Annotated in this window: 13 protein-coding genes and 1 tRNA gene; 7 read left to right on the forward strand and 7 right to left on the reverse strand. The window is 66.0% G+C overall.

The genetic code is table 11. From position 1 onward, the window contains the following. The first annotated feature begins 53 nt into the window (after positions 1-53). The gene (locus tag EDF56_RS10770) at positions 54-695 is read left to right on the forward strand and encodes a L,D-transpeptidase family protein (RefSeq protein ID WP_132387136.1); all 642 of its coding nucleotides are present in this window, start codon (positions 54-56) and stop codon (positions 693-695) included. Between the two features lie 370 nt (positions 696-1065). Here EDF56_RS10770 and tilS read toward each other — a convergent pair whose 3' ends face one another. The 5 genes from tilS to EDF56_RS10795 form a co-directional block, all read right to left on the reverse strand. Beyond that, positions 1066-2067, reverse strand: coding sequence for a tRNA lysidine(34) synthetase TilS (tilS, locus tag EDF56_RS10775; RefSeq protein ID WP_243652534.1), 1002 nt, complete (start codon positions 2065-2067; stop codon positions 1066-1068). Continuing rightward, a complete protein-coding gene (locus EDF56_RS10780; protein WP_243652535.1) occupies positions 2048-3070 on the reverse strand; it encodes a hypothetical protein in 1023 nt (340 codons plus the stop codon). The genes tilS and EDF56_RS10780 overlap by 20 nt, the downstream gene beginning before the upstream one ends. Before the next feature lie 204 nt (positions 3071-3274). Continuing rightward, positions 3275-4240, reverse strand: a complete 966-nt coding sequence (locus EDF56_RS10785; protein ID WP_132387140.1) for a helix-turn-helix domain-containing protein — start codon at positions 4238-4240, stop codon at positions 3275-3277. 236 nt (positions 4241-4476) lie between these two features. After that, entirely contained in the window at positions 4477-6753 is a 2277-nt protein-coding gene (ptsP, locus tag EDF56_RS10790) for a phosphoenolpyruvate--protein phosphotransferase (RefSeq protein WP_132387142.1), read from the reverse strand. A gap of 190 nt (positions 6754-6943) precedes the next feature. After that, positions 6944-7099: a DUF465 domain-containing protein gene (locus EDF56_RS10795; protein WP_132387144.1), complete on the reverse strand. Its 156-nt coding sequence runs from the start codon at positions 7097-7099 to the stop codon at positions 6944-6946. A 290-nt stretch (positions 7100-7389) separates the two neighbouring features. Between EDF56_RS10795 and EDF56_RS10800 the strand changes: the two genes are divergently transcribed. Next, the gene (locus tag EDF56_RS10800; RefSeq protein WP_132387146.1) at positions 7390-7587 is read left to right on the forward strand and encodes a DUF465 domain-containing protein; all 198 of its coding nucleotides are present in this window, start codon (positions 7390-7392) and stop codon (positions 7585-7587) included. Between the two features lie 289 nt (positions 7588-7876). Further along, the gene (locus EDF56_RS10805) at positions 7877-8344 is read left to right on the forward strand and encodes a DUF1465 family protein (RefSeq protein WP_132387148.1); all 468 of its coding nucleotides are present in this window, start codon (positions 7877-7879) and stop codon (positions 8342-8344) included. Positions 8345-8629: 285 nt separating this feature from the next. On the opposite strand, the gene glpK is transcribed toward EDF56_RS10805, so the two are convergent. After that, a complete protein-coding gene (gene glpK / locus EDF56_RS10810) occupies positions 8630-10108 on the reverse strand; it encodes a glycerol kinase GlpK (protein ID WP_132387150.1) in 1479 nt (492 codons plus the stop codon). A gap of 68 nt (positions 10109-10176) precedes the next feature. On the opposite strand from glpK, the gene EDF56_RS10815 reads away from it, so the two are divergent. The 4 genes from EDF56_RS10815 to EDF56_RS10830 all read left to right on the forward strand — a co-directional run bounded on the left by EDF56_RS10815 (position 10177) and on the right by EDF56_RS10830 (position 13745). Beyond that, on the forward strand, positions 10177-11064 hold the full coding sequence (locus EDF56_RS10815) for an MBL fold metallo-hydrolase (protein ID WP_132387152.1): 888 nt from the start codon (positions 10177-10179) through the stop codon (positions 11062-11064). 110 nt (positions 11065-11174) lie between these two features. Further along, on the forward strand, positions 11175-11885 hold the full coding sequence (locus tag EDF56_RS10820) for a hypothetical protein (RefSeq protein ID WP_132387154.1): 711 nt from the start codon (positions 11175-11177) through the stop codon (positions 11883-11885). A 103-nt stretch (positions 11886-11988) separates the two neighbouring features. Beyond that, entirely contained in the window at positions 11989-12975 is a 987-nt protein-coding gene (nadA, locus tag EDF56_RS10825) for a quinolinate synthase NadA (RefSeq protein WP_132387156.1), read from the forward strand. A gap of 683 nt (positions 12976-13658) precedes the next feature. After that, positions 13659-13745, forward strand: a tRNA-Leu gene (locus EDF56_RS10830). A gap of 91 nt (positions 13746-13836) precedes the next feature. Here the strand turns inward: EDF56_RS10830 and EDF56_RS10835 are convergent. Further along, on the reverse strand, positions 13837-14718 hold the full coding sequence (locus EDF56_RS10835) for an NTP transferase domain-containing protein (protein ID WP_132387158.1): 882 nt from the start codon (positions 14716-14718) through the stop codon (positions 13837-13839). Positions 14719-14731: the final 13 nt, after the last annotated feature.

Here is a 14731-nt window from a genome sequence, read left to right on the forward strand (position 1 = left end):
CGCGCGATAAGCGTCTCGTGGAAAACAACGCTCATCCCCGCAAGCGCGCCCCGATGAGGGCCCGGCTCCTCCTCGCTTCGGCGGCACCTGCCCTGGCGGTGATCGCGGGCGTGCTGGTCATGGCCATGCAGCCCTCGACCCCGGCCAGCGCCGAGGCGACTTTCCATCCCGCCGCGAAGACCGCACCCGCTCCGGCACAAGCTGCGAGCCCGAAACCGGCGGCCGACAGCGCTTTCGTCATCAAGCGGATCCTGCCGATCGAAGGCGCGATCAAGTACGGCGAATGGCATTGGGACGAAGCGGGCGTGCCTGCCGGTCCGATCGTCATCACCGTGGACCTCGACGCCCGCGTGCTTTCGGTGTTCCGCGACGGCTACGAGATCGGCGCGACTGCGGTGCTGCTCGGTACCGAGGACACGCCCACCCCGCTCGGCGTGTTCCCGATCACCGAGAAGGACAAGGATCACGTCTCGAACATCTACACCGGCGCGCCGATGCCCTACATGCAACGCCTGACCAACGACGGGATCACGTTGCACGGCTCGGAAGTGGCCAAGGGCTACGCCAGCCACGGCTGCGTCGGCATGCCGGACGATTTCGCCGCCAAGCTGTTCGCGGTGACCAAGCTGGGCGACAAGGTCTACATCACGCGCGGCAAGCAGGCCGGTCTGGGGGACGATCTGGTCGGTGCGTGAGTTTGGCCGAGTGTAATTCGGCGAACTGAGGAATTCCGTCTCCTACCGAGCCCGCCTCCGTCGTCATTGCGAGCGTAGCGAAGCAATCCAGAGCGGCTCAATGCGGCCCCTGGATTGCTTCGCTACGCTCGCAATGACGAAAGATGGCGTTGGACCGCTTTCGCCAACCCGCGAAAATGATGGCGAGCCCTCCCGCGACCTCACAATCACAACACTCCGTCGCCCCCGCGAAGGCGGGGGGCCCCGCTTCCTTCTGCAACCTCTCGCATGCCGCAAGAAAAGCGGGATCCCCGCCTTCGCGGGGATAACGGATTTGCACTTTGGAACTGCCGAACGCGCGACTATGTGATCAGAGAATAGATCGCCGCAGTCAGCTCTTGATCTTCTTGGCCGCCCGAACCGGTGCTTTCGCGAAACTCCAGCCCCCGGCATTCGGCCTCACCACGAGTTCGCCGATCGAAGCGGGCTTGCCTTCACACAAAGCCTCGAACAACCGCGCCACCGCGCTTCCGCGCGGCTCTTCGCCGTCCAATTCGGCCACGCAACGCGCCAATACGCGCAGCGCGATGGCACGCGGAGCCTGGGGGCGGTAACGCAGCCCCATCGGCTCTTTCTTGACGCAGGACCGCCATTCAAGCGCGGCCATCCATTCCAGCGCCGCATCGGCATCCGCGAGGTTCTCCGCACTGCGCGCCACGGCGGCCACATCGAGCCAATCCGCGTCGGCCAATGCCTTGCGGATGCGCACGCGGTCGAATCTGTCGTTGGCATTGCTGGGATCGTCGACCGCCGAAACGCCCGCCGCCACAACGACGGCACCCAGTTCCGCGCGCCGCCATTCCAGCATCGGCCGCAAGAGCGGGATCGCAGTTTCCGGCACCCGCCCGCGCCCGCGCGTTCCGGCGAGCCCGGCGACGCCGCTGCCCCGGTTGAGCCGCATTAGCAGCGTTTCAGCCTGATCGTCGGCATGGTGCGCCGTGGCGAGCGCGGAAAGGCCGCGTTCGGTCACCCAGCCCGCCATCGCCGCATAGCGCGCGGCACGCGCCTCGGCCTGCACATTGCCCGGCGCGACCGTCACCCTTAGCGTTGCATGGGGTATTCCGAGGCGCCCGCACAGTAGCGCCACATCGGCGGCCTCGCGCGCGCTTTCAGGGCGCAGGCCGTGATCGACCGTTGCCGCCTCCACCCGTCCGGGCAGCGCGGCGGCTGCGAGCAGCAACAATGCGGTGCTGTCCGGCCCACCGGAAACGGCCACGCCCAATCGCGTAGCTTCTTGGCCCAGCTCGGGCCAGACCGCGTCCAGCCCGGACCGGAAGCGGGAAACCGCTTCCGGCGCCGGGATCAGCGCGGGATCAGGAACAGGCAAGTCCACTGCGCGTGGTATCGTAGAGGCCCTTGAGACGAGCTGCCGCCTCGGCCGCATAAGTCTCGCTGAACTCGGCCAGCGCGATGCAGGCGCGCTTGGTGTCCTTCATCTGCTTCATCGAGATGGCGAGGTACAGCAGGCTGTCCGGTGCACGGTCGCCGCGCTTGTCGGCCTGGTAGTTCTGGACGAACCACTTGGCGGCCTCAAGCGGCTTGCCATCGTCGAGATAGGCGCGGCCCAGCAGATTGCGGCCCCAGCTGACGCGGGCATGCTTGGGGTACTGTTCGAGATAGAGCTTCAGCTGCTGCTCCGCCTCGGGGTAGAACTTGGCTTCCCACAGGCGATAGCCGTAGGAATATTCATCGTCCGCCGCATCGGCCGATTGCGGCTTGGCAATCGCCTTCACGCCATCGACACGCGCGTTGGACGGGCCGACGGGCCGGGTCTCTACCGCGGGCTTGAGTTCGGCGGGCTTGGTGCTCGGCCGCACTACTGCCGGCTGGGACACGTTGCCGTTCGTCGCCGTGAAGTTCGCCGGCATGGCGCCGGGACCGGCCGGCGCGGCCGGCTGCGGATCGACCGGAGCAGGCGCCGGTGCCAGCGCCGCCATCTTCGCTTCAAGCTGGTTGATGCGGTTGGTGTTCTGCTCGACCTGGCCGGTCAGGCGCGCCATCTGCCCTTCGATCGCATCCATGCGCACGAGCACGTCGCTCAGCGGCGTGGTGGCGGGCTGGCCGGGCGCCGCAGGCGGCGCCGCAGCCGGAGCGGTGATCTCGGGCGAGAAATACTTGCCGTCCGAACCGGGGAATACCTTGCGCTGAAGTGCGCGCACCTCGGCCTCGACCTTCTTGAGGCGGGCATCGGGCGAGACATCCTCGGCCTGCGCGGGCAAGCTGATGCCGACAAGCGCGAGTGCGACCACGCCGGTAGCGGCAAGCCGCATCCGACGCACGGTGGTCAGGGAAAGCGCCTTGTTGCCGAAACCCTGCGATCCCAGTGAAGAAATCATTGCCTAATCAACTCCGTCTCGGACGATGCCCGTTGACACGCCCTCTTTACGCCAACCGCTTCTGCGCGGCAGGCTGATCGCCCGGCGAGTTGGTTCTCAACAGGCCGCTTGCGACCGAGGCTGCCTCGCTCGTTCCGAACGGGGCATTAACCAATGCCTGCCGACAGAGACGTGCCGCAAGACGCCCGTCCTGTCGAGGCGGGGCTATTCGGAAGTCGTGGAAAGCGGCGTGACGGCAGGCGCCGGAGCGTCAGCCGCACCGCCCGCCGGGATCGCTGCCGGGCTCGGGGCCACAGCCGACGTCACCGGAACCGTCGCGCCCGCCGAAGCACGCGCCGGAGCGCCCGGAGCGGTGGCAGCGGCCTGCGGATTGGTCCGCGCAATAAGGTCGGCCGGGACCAGCGACACGTTCGACATCGTCATCGGCTTGCTGGCAAGCGGCGGCAGCGTGCGGCCACCGACCGTGATCGCCAGCGCATCGGGACGGCCGAGGCGAAGCTTCGGCGCTTGCACGCCTTCCGGCACGGTCCAGGTCTCGCCCTTCTTGAGCGTGGTCTCGACAAGGCGGGTGCCAGTACCATCGGTCACGCGCAGCCAGACGCCTTCTTCCGTCGCGGTCAGCACGACCGGGCCGGTGGTGGGCGCGGCCGTCGGCGTCGCGACGGGAACCGGCACCGCCACATGGGTCGGCGCGGGTGCGGGCTGGGGCGAAATCAGGTCGGGCAGCTTGCCCTCGGGCGAGAGATAGCTGCTCCAGAACACCACCAGCAGGGCAACCACGACCAGCGCGCCAAGACCGGCGATCCAGGCCAGCCTGGCCGAAGGAACGCGGGCCGGATCGCCCGGCTCGAAATCGTGGACCACCACCGGCTCGCGGCCGCCATCGGCTTCAAGCTGGCGATGCACGATATCGGCGATCACCTTCTCGTCCAGCCCGAGAGCGCGCGCATAGGCGCGCGAGAAGCCCACGGCATATGTGCGCGCGGCCAGGTCGCCCAGGCGGTCTTCCTCGATCGCGGCCAGGTGCCGTTCGGCGATCTTGGTCTGCGTGGCGATGTTAGCGCGGGTCAGTCCCGCAGCCTCGCGCGCGCGGCGCAGCACAGGGCCGACAGTCGTTGCTGCCTGCTCGCCCGCCTGCCCAGTCGCGTCTTGATTTTCGACGTGTTCCATTCCGCTCCCGAAGGGAATTTCGCTAAAAGTGATAGTTCCGAACCGGGATCGACATCAAGCCGGGTGGCCCCTCAAAGTCAATCGGGGCCCCGGCTATTCTCTCAGAAATCTGCGGCGGATGCGACCCCGTGCACGGTGAGTACCCTTCCCGCAAGGCAAACCGGCGCAAATACCCGTGCAAGCTCAGTCGTTTCGCGACGACCGGAGCCGCTGGAACGACAGGCGCCGCGAATGGATCAATCCACCGCTATATCGCGCTCTGCCGCCCATGCCGTCAGCGCGGCACGCAGGTCAGGCGGCGGCGCCGCCAACCATCCCTCGACCGCGGCACCGATTTCGGCGAGATCGACTTTGCCGATCAGTTCCTTGACCGGGCCCACCGAGGCCGGCGTGATCGACAATCTGTGGATACCCAGCCCCAGCAGCGCCAGCGCTTCGAGCCGCCGCCCGCCCATCTCTCCGCAGACCGCGATCTCGACATTGTGCCCCTCGCAGCTGCGAACGACCCGGCGCAGGAAGCGCAGGATCGCCGGGCTCAGCCAGTCGTAGCGCTCGGCAAGCTTGGGATTGGAGCGATCGGCCGCGAAGAGGAACTGTGTGAGATCGTTGGTGCCGATCGACAGGAACGAGATCTTCGGCGCCAGAATGTCCAGCTGCTCCGCCAGCGCGGGCACTTCGAGCATGACGCCGTAGTGGATCGCCTCGGGCAAGGTCTTCTTCTGCTTGCGCAGATAGGCAAGCTGCCGCTCGAAGACTTCCTTGGCCTGATCGAACTCCCACGGTTCGGCCACCAGCGGGAACATCACGTGAAGCGTGCGGCCCGCCGCCGCTTCGAGCAACGCGCGCGCCTGGACCTTGAGCAGCCCCTCACGCTCCAGCGCGACGCGCAGCGCGCGCCAGCCCATCGCCGGGTTTTCCTCACCCTCGCCGTCGTCGTGGCGCAAGTACGGCAGCGTCTTGTCGCCGCCGATGTCGACCGTGCGGAACTTCACGGGCTTGTCGCCCGCCGCTTCCATCACGTCGCGATAGAGCCGCGTCTGCCGCTCGCGCGAAGGCAGCGTGGCGGAAACGAGGAACTGGAATTCGGTGCGGAACAGGCCGATGCCGTCGGCGCCGGTCATTGTCAGGTTGGCGATATCGTCGCGCAGGCCCGCGTTGATCATGACCTGGATGCGCGTGCCATCGCGTGAGGTCGGGTGCACGTCGCGCAGCGCCGCATAGCCGGCCTGCCGCTCACGGCTCTTGGCGAAACGCGCCTCGAACGCCTCGACCACGCCGGCCGGCGGGCGCACCATCGCGGTCGCCTGATCGGCATCGAGCAGCAACTGGTCGCCCTCGCGCACCACGCCGCGCAGGCCCCGCACGCGGCCGAGCACCGGGATGCCCATCGCCCGCGCCACGATCACGACATGGCTGGTGAGCGAGCCTTCCTCAAGGATCACACCCTTGAGGCGGCGCTTGTCGTATTCCAGCAGTTCCGCCGGGCCGAGGTTGCGCGCGATCAGGATCGCATCGTTGCGCAGGCCCATCGAGGCTGCCGTGCCAAGCTGACCGGAAACGATGCGCAGCAGGCGGTTCGCCAGATCCTCCAGATCGTGCATTCGGTCCGCCAGCAGCGGATCGTCGATCTGGCGCATGCGCATGCGGGTGCGCTGCTGCACGCGCTCGATGGCGGCTTCGGCGGTGAGGCCCGAATCGATCGCTTCGTTGATGCGCCGCGTCCAGCCCTCATCGTAGGCAAACATGCGATAGGTCTCCAGGACCTCCTCATGCTCGCCGCCGACGCCGAATTCGGCCTGGCTGGACATGCGGTCGATCTGTTCGCGCATCTTGTCGAAGGCGAGGATCACGCGCTGGCGCTCGGCCTCGGTATCCTCGGCAACGATGTGCTCGATGGTGACGCGCGGCTGATGATAGACCGCCACGCCCGAGGCGAGGCCCTTGACCAGCGCCAGCCCGCGCAGCTGCTGCGGGCCCGACTGGAGCGAACCGGCGGCGTTGACATCTTCCTCGTCGATGAGGTCGGCATTGGTGATCAGTTCGGACAGCACCATGGCCACCGTCTGCAACGCCTCGATCTCGACTTCCTCGTAGCGGCGCGGCTCTACATGCTGGACGCAGAGCACGCCCACCGCCCGTTCGCGCCGCACGATCGGCACGCCTGCGAAGGAGTGGAAGCGATCCTCGCCCGTCTCGGGGCGATAGGAAAAGTCCGGGTGGGCGGCCGCCTCGGCAAGGTTGAGCGTCTCGATCCGGTCGGCGATCATGCCGACAAGGCCTTCCGCCACCGCCATCCGGGTGACGTGCACAGCCTCCTGCGCAAGGCCGCGCGTGGCATAGAGTTCGAGCATCCCCTCGCGCAGCAGATAGACGGAGCAAACCTCGCTATTGAGGCACTCGCCAATCACTTCCACCACGTTGTTGAGCTTGGACTGCGCGTGGTTGCGCGAGGCCATGACCTCATGGAGGCGGGTGAGGATATTCCGGGCTGCTTCGACGGCTCCGCTGGTCATGGCTACCCGACTAACCGAAAGCGCACGCTTTGGAAACGCGGCAGACCCATGAAATCAGCCATTATCTTGAAATCGGCACTTATCGCACGAGCGGCCGATAAGGCTTCGCGTGCCGGAGCGCCCTTCGGGGGCCTGGGTGCGGGGGCGGCGCCCGAAAAAAGGCGCCGCCGACAGCACGGTCAGAATGCGCTCAGTGGCGCGACAATTCCTCCTTGAGCTTGAGCTTTCGCTTCTTGAGGGCCTGGATCATCACGGCGTCAGGCATCGGGCGGCTCAATTCGTCATGAATCTGACGTTCTATTCCGGCATGCTTGAGCTGCAGCGCGCTGACGTGACGACTATCCATGGACAGTTCTCCTCTTCTCGGGGGGTGAAGCCCGTACCCGCGACCGCCTTCTTGCGAAGGCTGAATCGTCGAATTTCCGACGACCGAATGTTCTGTTCACCGCGGTTTGGTACGGCGCTTTTGGCGACTCGGCATCGTGCAGATGCGGCGCGAAAGAGATCGAACCATATTCGCGCCATCTTGCGAAGAGTGTGAATGCTTCATATCGGTGAATCGCGTGACACCTGCGCCAAGCGGGGCCTCGCAAAAATCACCGTGAAACGGCCAAATCGAGAGTAGGGATTCCCTGAGTGACCGAAGAGGAAATGCGCAAGCGCCTCGAAATACTCAAGATCGAGCACCGCGATCTCGATGCCGCCATCGACGCGCTCAACGCGGCGGGGGCCGGTGATCAGTTGCAGATTGCCCGCCTGAAAAAACGCAAGCTGAAGCTCAAAGACCAGATCTCGCTGATCGCGGACTACCTTATCCCCGACATCATCGCCTGACCGGCCCCGCCCAACTCCGAGTCGCTTCCCGACCCCCGTCTTTGCAGCCGCCGCTGGCTGGCGCACTGCGCCTTGATGGTTCGGGCGTGCTCTTGCAGGGGCAGCGGAGAGCGGCCGTAGCTGGACGCCAGCCCGCGAAATCCGACTCGAGATCCAAAAGTTCCCAATGAATTCAGTTAACAAGCGTTAGGCACGAAGCGTACCGAACGGGGACAATCGCGAAATAGGTTTGGAAATTTACCTTTGGGCAGTTGCTCGCGAGTCGTTGTTAAGAAATATCGACCGTCGAATGTCCGAACCCGCGATCATAAACCCACGCATCGTCGAAGCGCTCTATGCCGAAGCGCTGCTGCTTTCCGACGAGGTGCGCCATGCCTTCTCGTACTCGGGGCGGCTGAGCGGCGTGCCACCTTGCGAGGACGATTTCGCCCGCGTCGCGCTATCCAGCGAGGGGCTGCGTACGACCACGCGGATGATGCATGCGATCGCCTGGCTGCTCAATCATCGCGCCTATTTCATGGGCGAAATCAGCGAGTTCCAATTGCGCCGCCATGGCCGGCTGTCTCCGGTGATGCGTCAGTCCGATGCCCGGCAACTGGTCTTGCTGGAGCCTGAAATCATCCGGCTGGTCGAACGCACCCGCCGCTTCTACGACCGGCTGCTGCGCCTCGAAGGCAGTTGGAAACTGGCCGACGAAAACACGCCCAGCGTCATCGAACGCCTGCGCGAACGCATCGAACAGCGCCTCGCCAGCTGACAGTCGCGGACTGTACCCGAACGACACCTAAAGCCACCTGAGCGGCCAATAGAATTCGGCGCCGCGTGCCGCCCGATTGATGCCCCCAATTTTGACGGCGAGCTCCCGGTTTCAAAACATCGTCGCCCCCGCGAAGGCGGGGACCCCGCTTCTTTCGCGACCTATCGCCCTGCACAACAGAAGCGGGATCCCCGCCTTCGCGGGGATGACGGAATTAGGTTGGCTGTCGCTCTCCGGTCGTCGTCACTTTCCGCTTGGGGCAAGAGCCTGCTCGTTCGCATCTCCTCAGACGGAACTCAGCGCCTTGTTCCACGCCGCGATCCGGCGGCCGCGCTCTTCGTCCGTCATATGCGGCGCGAAGCCGCTGCGCTCACTGGCCATCGCGCTTGCCGCAGCTTCCAGATTCGCAAAGAGCCCTGCCCCATACGCCGCCAGAATCGCCGCACCTAGTGCAGTGGTCTCGACGAAGCCGGGCCGCTCCACCGGAATGCCGAGCACGTCGGCGATGTCCTGTGCCATCCAGTCGTTGGCGCTCATGCCGCCGTCGATCCTGAGGTGCGTCCAGCGCGCGCCGTCGGCGGCGAAAGCTTCGGCCAGATCGCGCGTCTGCATCGCCATCGCCTCCAGCGCCGCGCGGGCGAGGTGGGCGCGGCTGCTCGCGAAGGTCAGCCCGGTGATCGCCGCACGCGCATCCGGCCGCCAATGGGGAGCGCCAAGCCCCGATAGCGCCGGAACGATAACCACGCCGCCACTGTCCGGAACCGAGCGCGCCAGAACCTCGGTTTCGCCCGCCGCGTCGATCAGGCCGAGGCTATCGCGCAGCCACTGGACCAGACTGCCCGCCACAAAGACCGAGCCCTCCAACGCGTAGATCCGCTCCCCGCCCAACTGGTACAGCACCGTCGCCAGCAACCGGTGGCGCGAGGCGGGCACTTCGCGGCCCATGTTGGCGAGCACGAAAGCCCCGGTGCCATACGTCGCCTTGGTCGCGCCGGGCACGAGGCAGCCCTGCCCGATGGTCGCCGCCTGCTGATCGCCCGCGACGCCGGTGATCGGGATCGCCGCGCCCAGCCATTCGGGCCGCGTCGTGCCCAGCAGGCCCGCGCTGTCGCACACGTCCGGCAAGGCGCCGCGCGGGACGCCGAAGAGATCGCACAGCCCCTCGTCCCATGAGGCTCCCGCCAGCGCCATCAGCGCCGTGCGGCTGGCATTGCCCGCATCGGTCAGGTGCGCGCCGCCGGTCAGCTTGAACAGCAGCCACGAATCAATGGTGCCCAGCGCCAGAGTTCCGGCATCGGCCGCCGCGCGCACGGCGGGCTCATGGTCGATCAGCCAGCGCATCTTCGTGGCCGAGAAATAGGGATCGAGCACCAGTCCGGTCGCCGTCTGAACCGCCTGTTCGTGCCCGGCCTCGCGCAGCGCCGCGCACATCGCTTCGGTGCGCCGGTCCTGCCAGACGAGCGCACGGGCGAGCGGCTCCCCGCTGACTTTGTCCCAGGCCACCACCGTCTCGCGCTGATTGGCCAGACCAACAGCGGCGATCCGGGCCGCCCCGCCCACTTGCGACACGGCATGGCGCGCGCAGGCCAGCACGCTCTGCCAGATTTCCGATGCATCGTGCTCCACCCAGCCGGGCTGCGGGTAATGCTGCGTCAGCGGGCGCTGCGCGGTGGCGCGCACGCTGCCGTCGAGCGCGAAGACCATCGCCCGGTTGGAGGTGGTCCCGGCATCGATCACCAGGATCAGTTCGCCCTCACCCGCCATGCAACTCCCCTTTTCGCACCTTTATACGCGACCTCGACACCGGAGCCGCGAATGACCATATCGGCCAGATGAACGCACCGGACCTGATCGACAAGCCTTACGCCGTCTCAGAGCGGATTGCCCCGCTCGTACGGCGCGTGCTCGCGCGCAATCCTTCGCCGTTCACCTATACCGGCACGCAGACTTATATCGTCGGCGACGCCGCCGAAGTGGCGGTGATCGATCCCGGCCCGGCCGACGACGAGCATATCGAGGCCATCCTCCACGCCGTCGGCTCCGCACGCGTCGTGGCAATTGCCTGCACCCATACGCACCGCGACCATTCGCCCGCCGCCGCCCCGCTCAAGGCCCGCACCGGCGCGCCCATCATCGGCTGCGCGGCGCTCACGCTCGACGACGACGGCCCCCGCGCCGACGCCGCCTTCGATGCCGACTATCGGCCGGACCGCGTGCTGGCCGATGGCGAGACGATCTCCGGAGACGGCTGGACGCTGGAAGCGGTCGCCACCCCCGGCCACACCTCCAACCACTTGTGCTTCGCGCTCGTCGAGACGGGCGCCGTGTTCACCGGCGATCACGTGATGGGCTGGTCCACCAGCGTCGTCTCCCCGCCCGACGGCGACATGACCGCCTATCTCGAAAGCCTGTCCAAGCTCTACGAGCGCCAGCAGGACACGATCTATTTCCCCGCCCACGGTCCGGCGGTGGAAAAGCCGCGGCAGCTCGTGCGCGGCATGATCGGCCACCGCCGCCAGCGCGAACGCCAGATCCTGAAGCAGATCGCGGCGGGCCACCAATCGATCGGCCAGATGGTGCCGCTAATGTACAAGGGCGTCGACGAACGGCTCTGGCCCGCTGCGGGGCGCTCGGTTCTGGCCCATCTGATTGATCTGGAAAGAAGAAGCCTCGTAAAGCGCGAAGAAGAGGACTGGACGCTCGTCGCGCCGAATTCGTAATTCGTCGAATGGCTATATGACCTGAACCCCAATTCACGTATTCTCTGCAAGTATTGACAGCGCCGAAACACAATACGGCGCAAGAACAATGCAATGCGTGGGGAGAATTCATGGCGACTTTGCCTCAGGCGCGGATCGGCGCCTTTTCGTTCTGGCAGAAGCTGGCAATCGGGCTTTCACTGTTCATCGTCTTCGCCTTTGCGCAGTTCGGCCTGCGCGGCTTTGTCGATTATGCCCATGCCCCGCTGGTCATGCACTTGCATGGCATGGCGATGCTGACATGGCTGGCGCTGCTGACCACGCAGTCCTTGCTGGCCGGAAGGGGCGGGCTGGCGATCCATCGCCGGCTTGGCTGGGCCAGCGCGGTCATGGTGCCGACGGTCGTCGCCCTGGCCAGCGCGCTGTGCTTCACCGCGCTTCGGCTGCACATGTTTCCGCCGTTCTTCACGCCCGCCTATTTCCTCGCACTCGTCCATGTCGAGGCGGCGTTCTTCGCGCTGCTGGTGGCGATGGCGGTGGCGCGGCGCGGGCAGAGCGACTGGCACAAGCGCCTGATGGTCGGCTCCACCGTGCTCCTGATGGAACCCGCGCTCGGCCGCCTGCTGCCGATGCCGCTGATCGTGCCGTGGGGCGAATGGCTTTCGATGGTGATCCAGCTTGGCGTCGTGCTGCTGATCGTCCGCCACGACCGGCGCGAGATCGGCCATGCCCATCCGGCCACCGTGGCCGTGGCCATGACCGTGATCCTCAGCCACGTGATCGTCGAACTGCTGGCGATCACCCCTTGGTGGATCGCTCTGGCGGACCGCATCGCGGCCTGAGCTTTTTCTGCTTGGGCATTCCGGCAAGCCTCCCTAGATAGGCCCCGAATTCCGGCACCGGACTTTCCAACACCGGGCCGCACCGGCCAGACAGAGAGACACCATGACCGCAATGCCCGCAAACCTCTCCGGACTCGACTTGCGCGCCGAGATCGAACGGCTGCGCAAGGAGCGCAACGCGGTTATCCTTGCGCACTATTACCAGCGCCCGGAATTGCAGGACATTGCGGACTTCGTGGGCGACAGCCTCGAACTCAGCCGCAAGGCGGCCGAGACCGATGCCGACGTAATCGCGTTCTGCGGCGTCAAGTTCATGGCGGAGACCGCCAAGATCCTCAGCCCCGAAAAGATCGTGGTGCTGCCGGACATGGAAGCCGGTTGCAGCCTTGAGGATTCGTGCCCGCCGGAAAAGTTCGCCGCCTTCCGCGCCGCACATCCGGATCACATCGCGCTGACCTACATCAACTGCTCGACCGAGGTGAAGGCGCTGTCCGACATCATCGTCACCAGCTCCAGCGCCGAAACGATCCTCCAGCAGATCCCTGCCGACCAGAAGATCATCTTCGGGCCGGACCGTCACCTTGGCGGCTATCTCAGCCGCAAGTTCGGGCGCGAGATGCTGCTGTGGCCGGGCGTCTGCATCGTGCACGAGGCGTTCAGCGAGACCGAGCTGCTCAAGCTCAAGGCCCAGCACCCCACGGCGCCGATTGCGGCGCACCCGGAATGCCCGCCGCACATCGTCGACCATGCGGACTATGTCGGTTCGACCAGCGGCATTCTGAACTATGCGAAGACGGTGGAAGCCGACACGCTGATCGTCGCCACCGAGCCGCACATCATCCACCAGATGCAGCTGGCGATCCCGAACAAGACCTTCATCGGCGCGCCGGGTGCGGACGGCAACTGCAACTGCAACATCTGCCCCTACATGGCGCTCAACACGATGGAAAAGCTCTACATCGCGCTTCGCGATCTGGAGCCGCGCGTGGAGATCGACGAACAACTGCGCCTCGACGCCAAGCGCAGCCTCGACCGCATGCTCGACATGGCGAGCGGCACGGTGGGCAAGGGCGACCTCGGCAGCCGTTGAGGATTTGGGCGGCCTGTAAAGGCAGCCCAAACACGCCGACCTATCACAAATCAGCCCGTCGCCCCCGCGAAGGCGGGGGCCCCGCTTTCTTAGGCGCATAGCAAATAGGGTTCACGCGGAGGCGCGGAGACGCGGAGTAACCGACGCTCCCGTACTCGAGCGCAGTCCGCCTTCCCTTTTTCTTCTCCGCGTCTCCGCGCCTCCGCGCGAAACCATTTCCATAACCCAACCCGCGCCAAAGAAAGCGGGGCCCCCGCCTGCGCGGGGGCGACGGAGTCAAAACGATACTCCTGTCCTCCCTTCTGGTCGCGGGCGGCACGCTGACGATGTGGAGCATTCCCGGCCGCGCCCGGGGCACCTTCAAAGGACTGGGGCTTTGTGCAAAGGCACGGCGGATGAAGCGTGAAGCTTCACCCTGTCGGACGCCACCGCTCCTCCGGCCGAAAATGCAGTTTTGGCGCCTTCCCCGAATCATGGCGCGGAAGCCGCCACCACTCCCGCAACCCGGCCCGCAATTTTCTTTCCTGCCGAAAACCGCGAAATTCCGGGGGTTTTTGCCCGAAATTGGGAAAATAATGCCCTGTGAATAAATAATCGAACCCGAATCGCTTGCAGGGTCCGAAGCTCCTTGCTAGTGGCGCGCTCCTACCACGGAGCGGTAGCAATACAGCTCCGGTGATTATGCGGTCGTGGCGGAATTGGTAGACGCGCAACGTTGAGGTCGTTGTGGGCGAAAGCCCGTGGAAGTTCGAGTCTTCTCGACCGCACCATCACCCTAAATCGGAATTGATAAAAGCCTTCGGGCGCCTTCCGGTTTTCTTTCCCTGATACTTGGAACTACCCTTCGGGGCCCTGCTCCGGTCAGGCGAATGCGGCTTTTGAGCTGCCGCTACTCTCCCGCTTCAGATCCGTCACTTCACCGGGATCGCCCAGCAGTTCGCGCACGATCGCGTAAGTGCGCTCGTCGTCGACATCGATCGCCTGCGTGCCGTCCGCCAGCACCACCGCCCGCACCCGCATGCCCAGCCGCCGCGAGGCGCGCACGATGGCGCCTGCCAGCGTCTCCATCCCTAGCCGCACCATGAGGAAGCCCACCAGCCCGATCGCGCGCCAGATCCGCAGCGCCTCCCGGTCCGTCCGCACGCCGCGAAACACTTTCACGGCATCGACGAAATGCGCGGAGGCCATGCCGTAGAGGTCGCAAGCCGCATAGTCGCCGTCATGCAGCGTGATGAAGCCGCGCTGGGCGCCCGAATGTGCGGCCTCCACCGCCGCGCGGCTGGTCAGCGCGAAAGCGACATCCGCCGTTTCCAGCGCCTCGATCATCACATCGATCGACTCTGCGGACAGCAGCGCATGGTCCGCAGTGGTGACCAGCAGCGGCCCGTCCCAATCCTTTGCCGCCGCGCGCACGCTGGAGGCGATGTCCGCCTGCGCCTCCACCAGTGCCACGGTGCCGCGCCCGGGAAGCTGGGTCAGCACGTCCCACACCGGATCGAAGGCCTCGCGCTCCACGCAGATGGCAAGGCTGGTAACGCGCGGATGCTGCGCGGCGGTCTGCAATACGTGCGCGATCAGCGGACGCCCCGCCAGCGGTACGAGGCAGCGATGGCTCTTGCCGAACCGCGCGGCCAGCGCATCCACGCCCCGGCTGGCGGCGCCGGGTCCGTGCCCGGCAAGCACGATCAGCCGCAGCGGCTGCGGTTCATCGTCGCGGCTGTCAGGGAGATCCGAAGAAGCCATTACCTATGCGGCT

This window comes from Novosphingobium sp. PhB165 (assembly GCF_004341845.1).
Classification (GTDB): Bacteria; Pseudomonadota; Alphaproteobacteria; order Sphingomonadales; family Sphingomonadaceae; genus Novosphingobium.

Excerpts from the sequence above, each read along its gene's own strand:
- EDF56_RS10815 (WP_132387152.1), top strand. The coding sequence starts at position 10,177 with ATGAACGCACCGGACCTGATCGACAAGCCTTACGCCGTCTCAGAGCGG.
- nadA (WP_132387156.1), top strand. The coding sequence starts at position 11,989 with ATGACCGCAATGCCCGCAAACCTCTCCGGACTCGACTTGCGCGCCGAG.
- EDF56_RS10835 (WP_132387158.1), bottom strand. The coding sequence starts at position 14,718 with ATGGCTTCTTCGGATCTCCCTGACAGCCGCGACGATGAACCGCAGCCG.
- glpK (WP_132387150.1), bottom strand. The coding sequence starts at position 10,108 with ATGGCGGGTGAGGGCGAACTGATCCTGGTGATCGATGCCGGGACCACC.
- EDF56_RS10780 (WP_243652535.1), bottom strand. The coding sequence starts at position 3,070 with ATGATTTCTTCACTGGGATCGCAGGGTTTCGGCAACAAGGCGCTTTCC.
- EDF56_RS10820 (WP_132387154.1), top strand. The coding sequence starts at position 11,175 with ATGGCGACTTTGCCTCAGGCGCGGATCGGCGCCTTTTCGTTCTGGCAG.
- EDF56_RS10795 (WP_132387144.1), bottom strand. The coding sequence starts at position 7,099 with ATGGATAGTCGTCACGTCAGCGCGCTGCAGCTCAAGCATGCCGGAATA.
- EDF56_RS10785 (WP_132387140.1), bottom strand. The coding sequence starts at position 4,240 with ATGGAACACGTCGAAAATCAAGACGCGACTGGGCAGGCGGGCGAGCAG.
- EDF56_RS10770 (WP_132387136.1), top strand. The coding sequence starts at position 54 with ATGAGGGCCCGGCTCCTCCTCGCTTCGGCGGCACCTGCCCTGGCGGTG.
- ptsP (WP_132387142.1), bottom strand. The coding sequence starts at position 6,753 with ATGACCAGCGGAGCCGTCGAAGCAGCCCGGAATATCCTCACCCGCCTC.
- EDF56_RS10805 (WP_132387148.1), top strand. The coding sequence starts at position 7,877 with ATGTCCGAACCCGCGATCATAAACCCACGCATCGTCGAAGCGCTCTAT.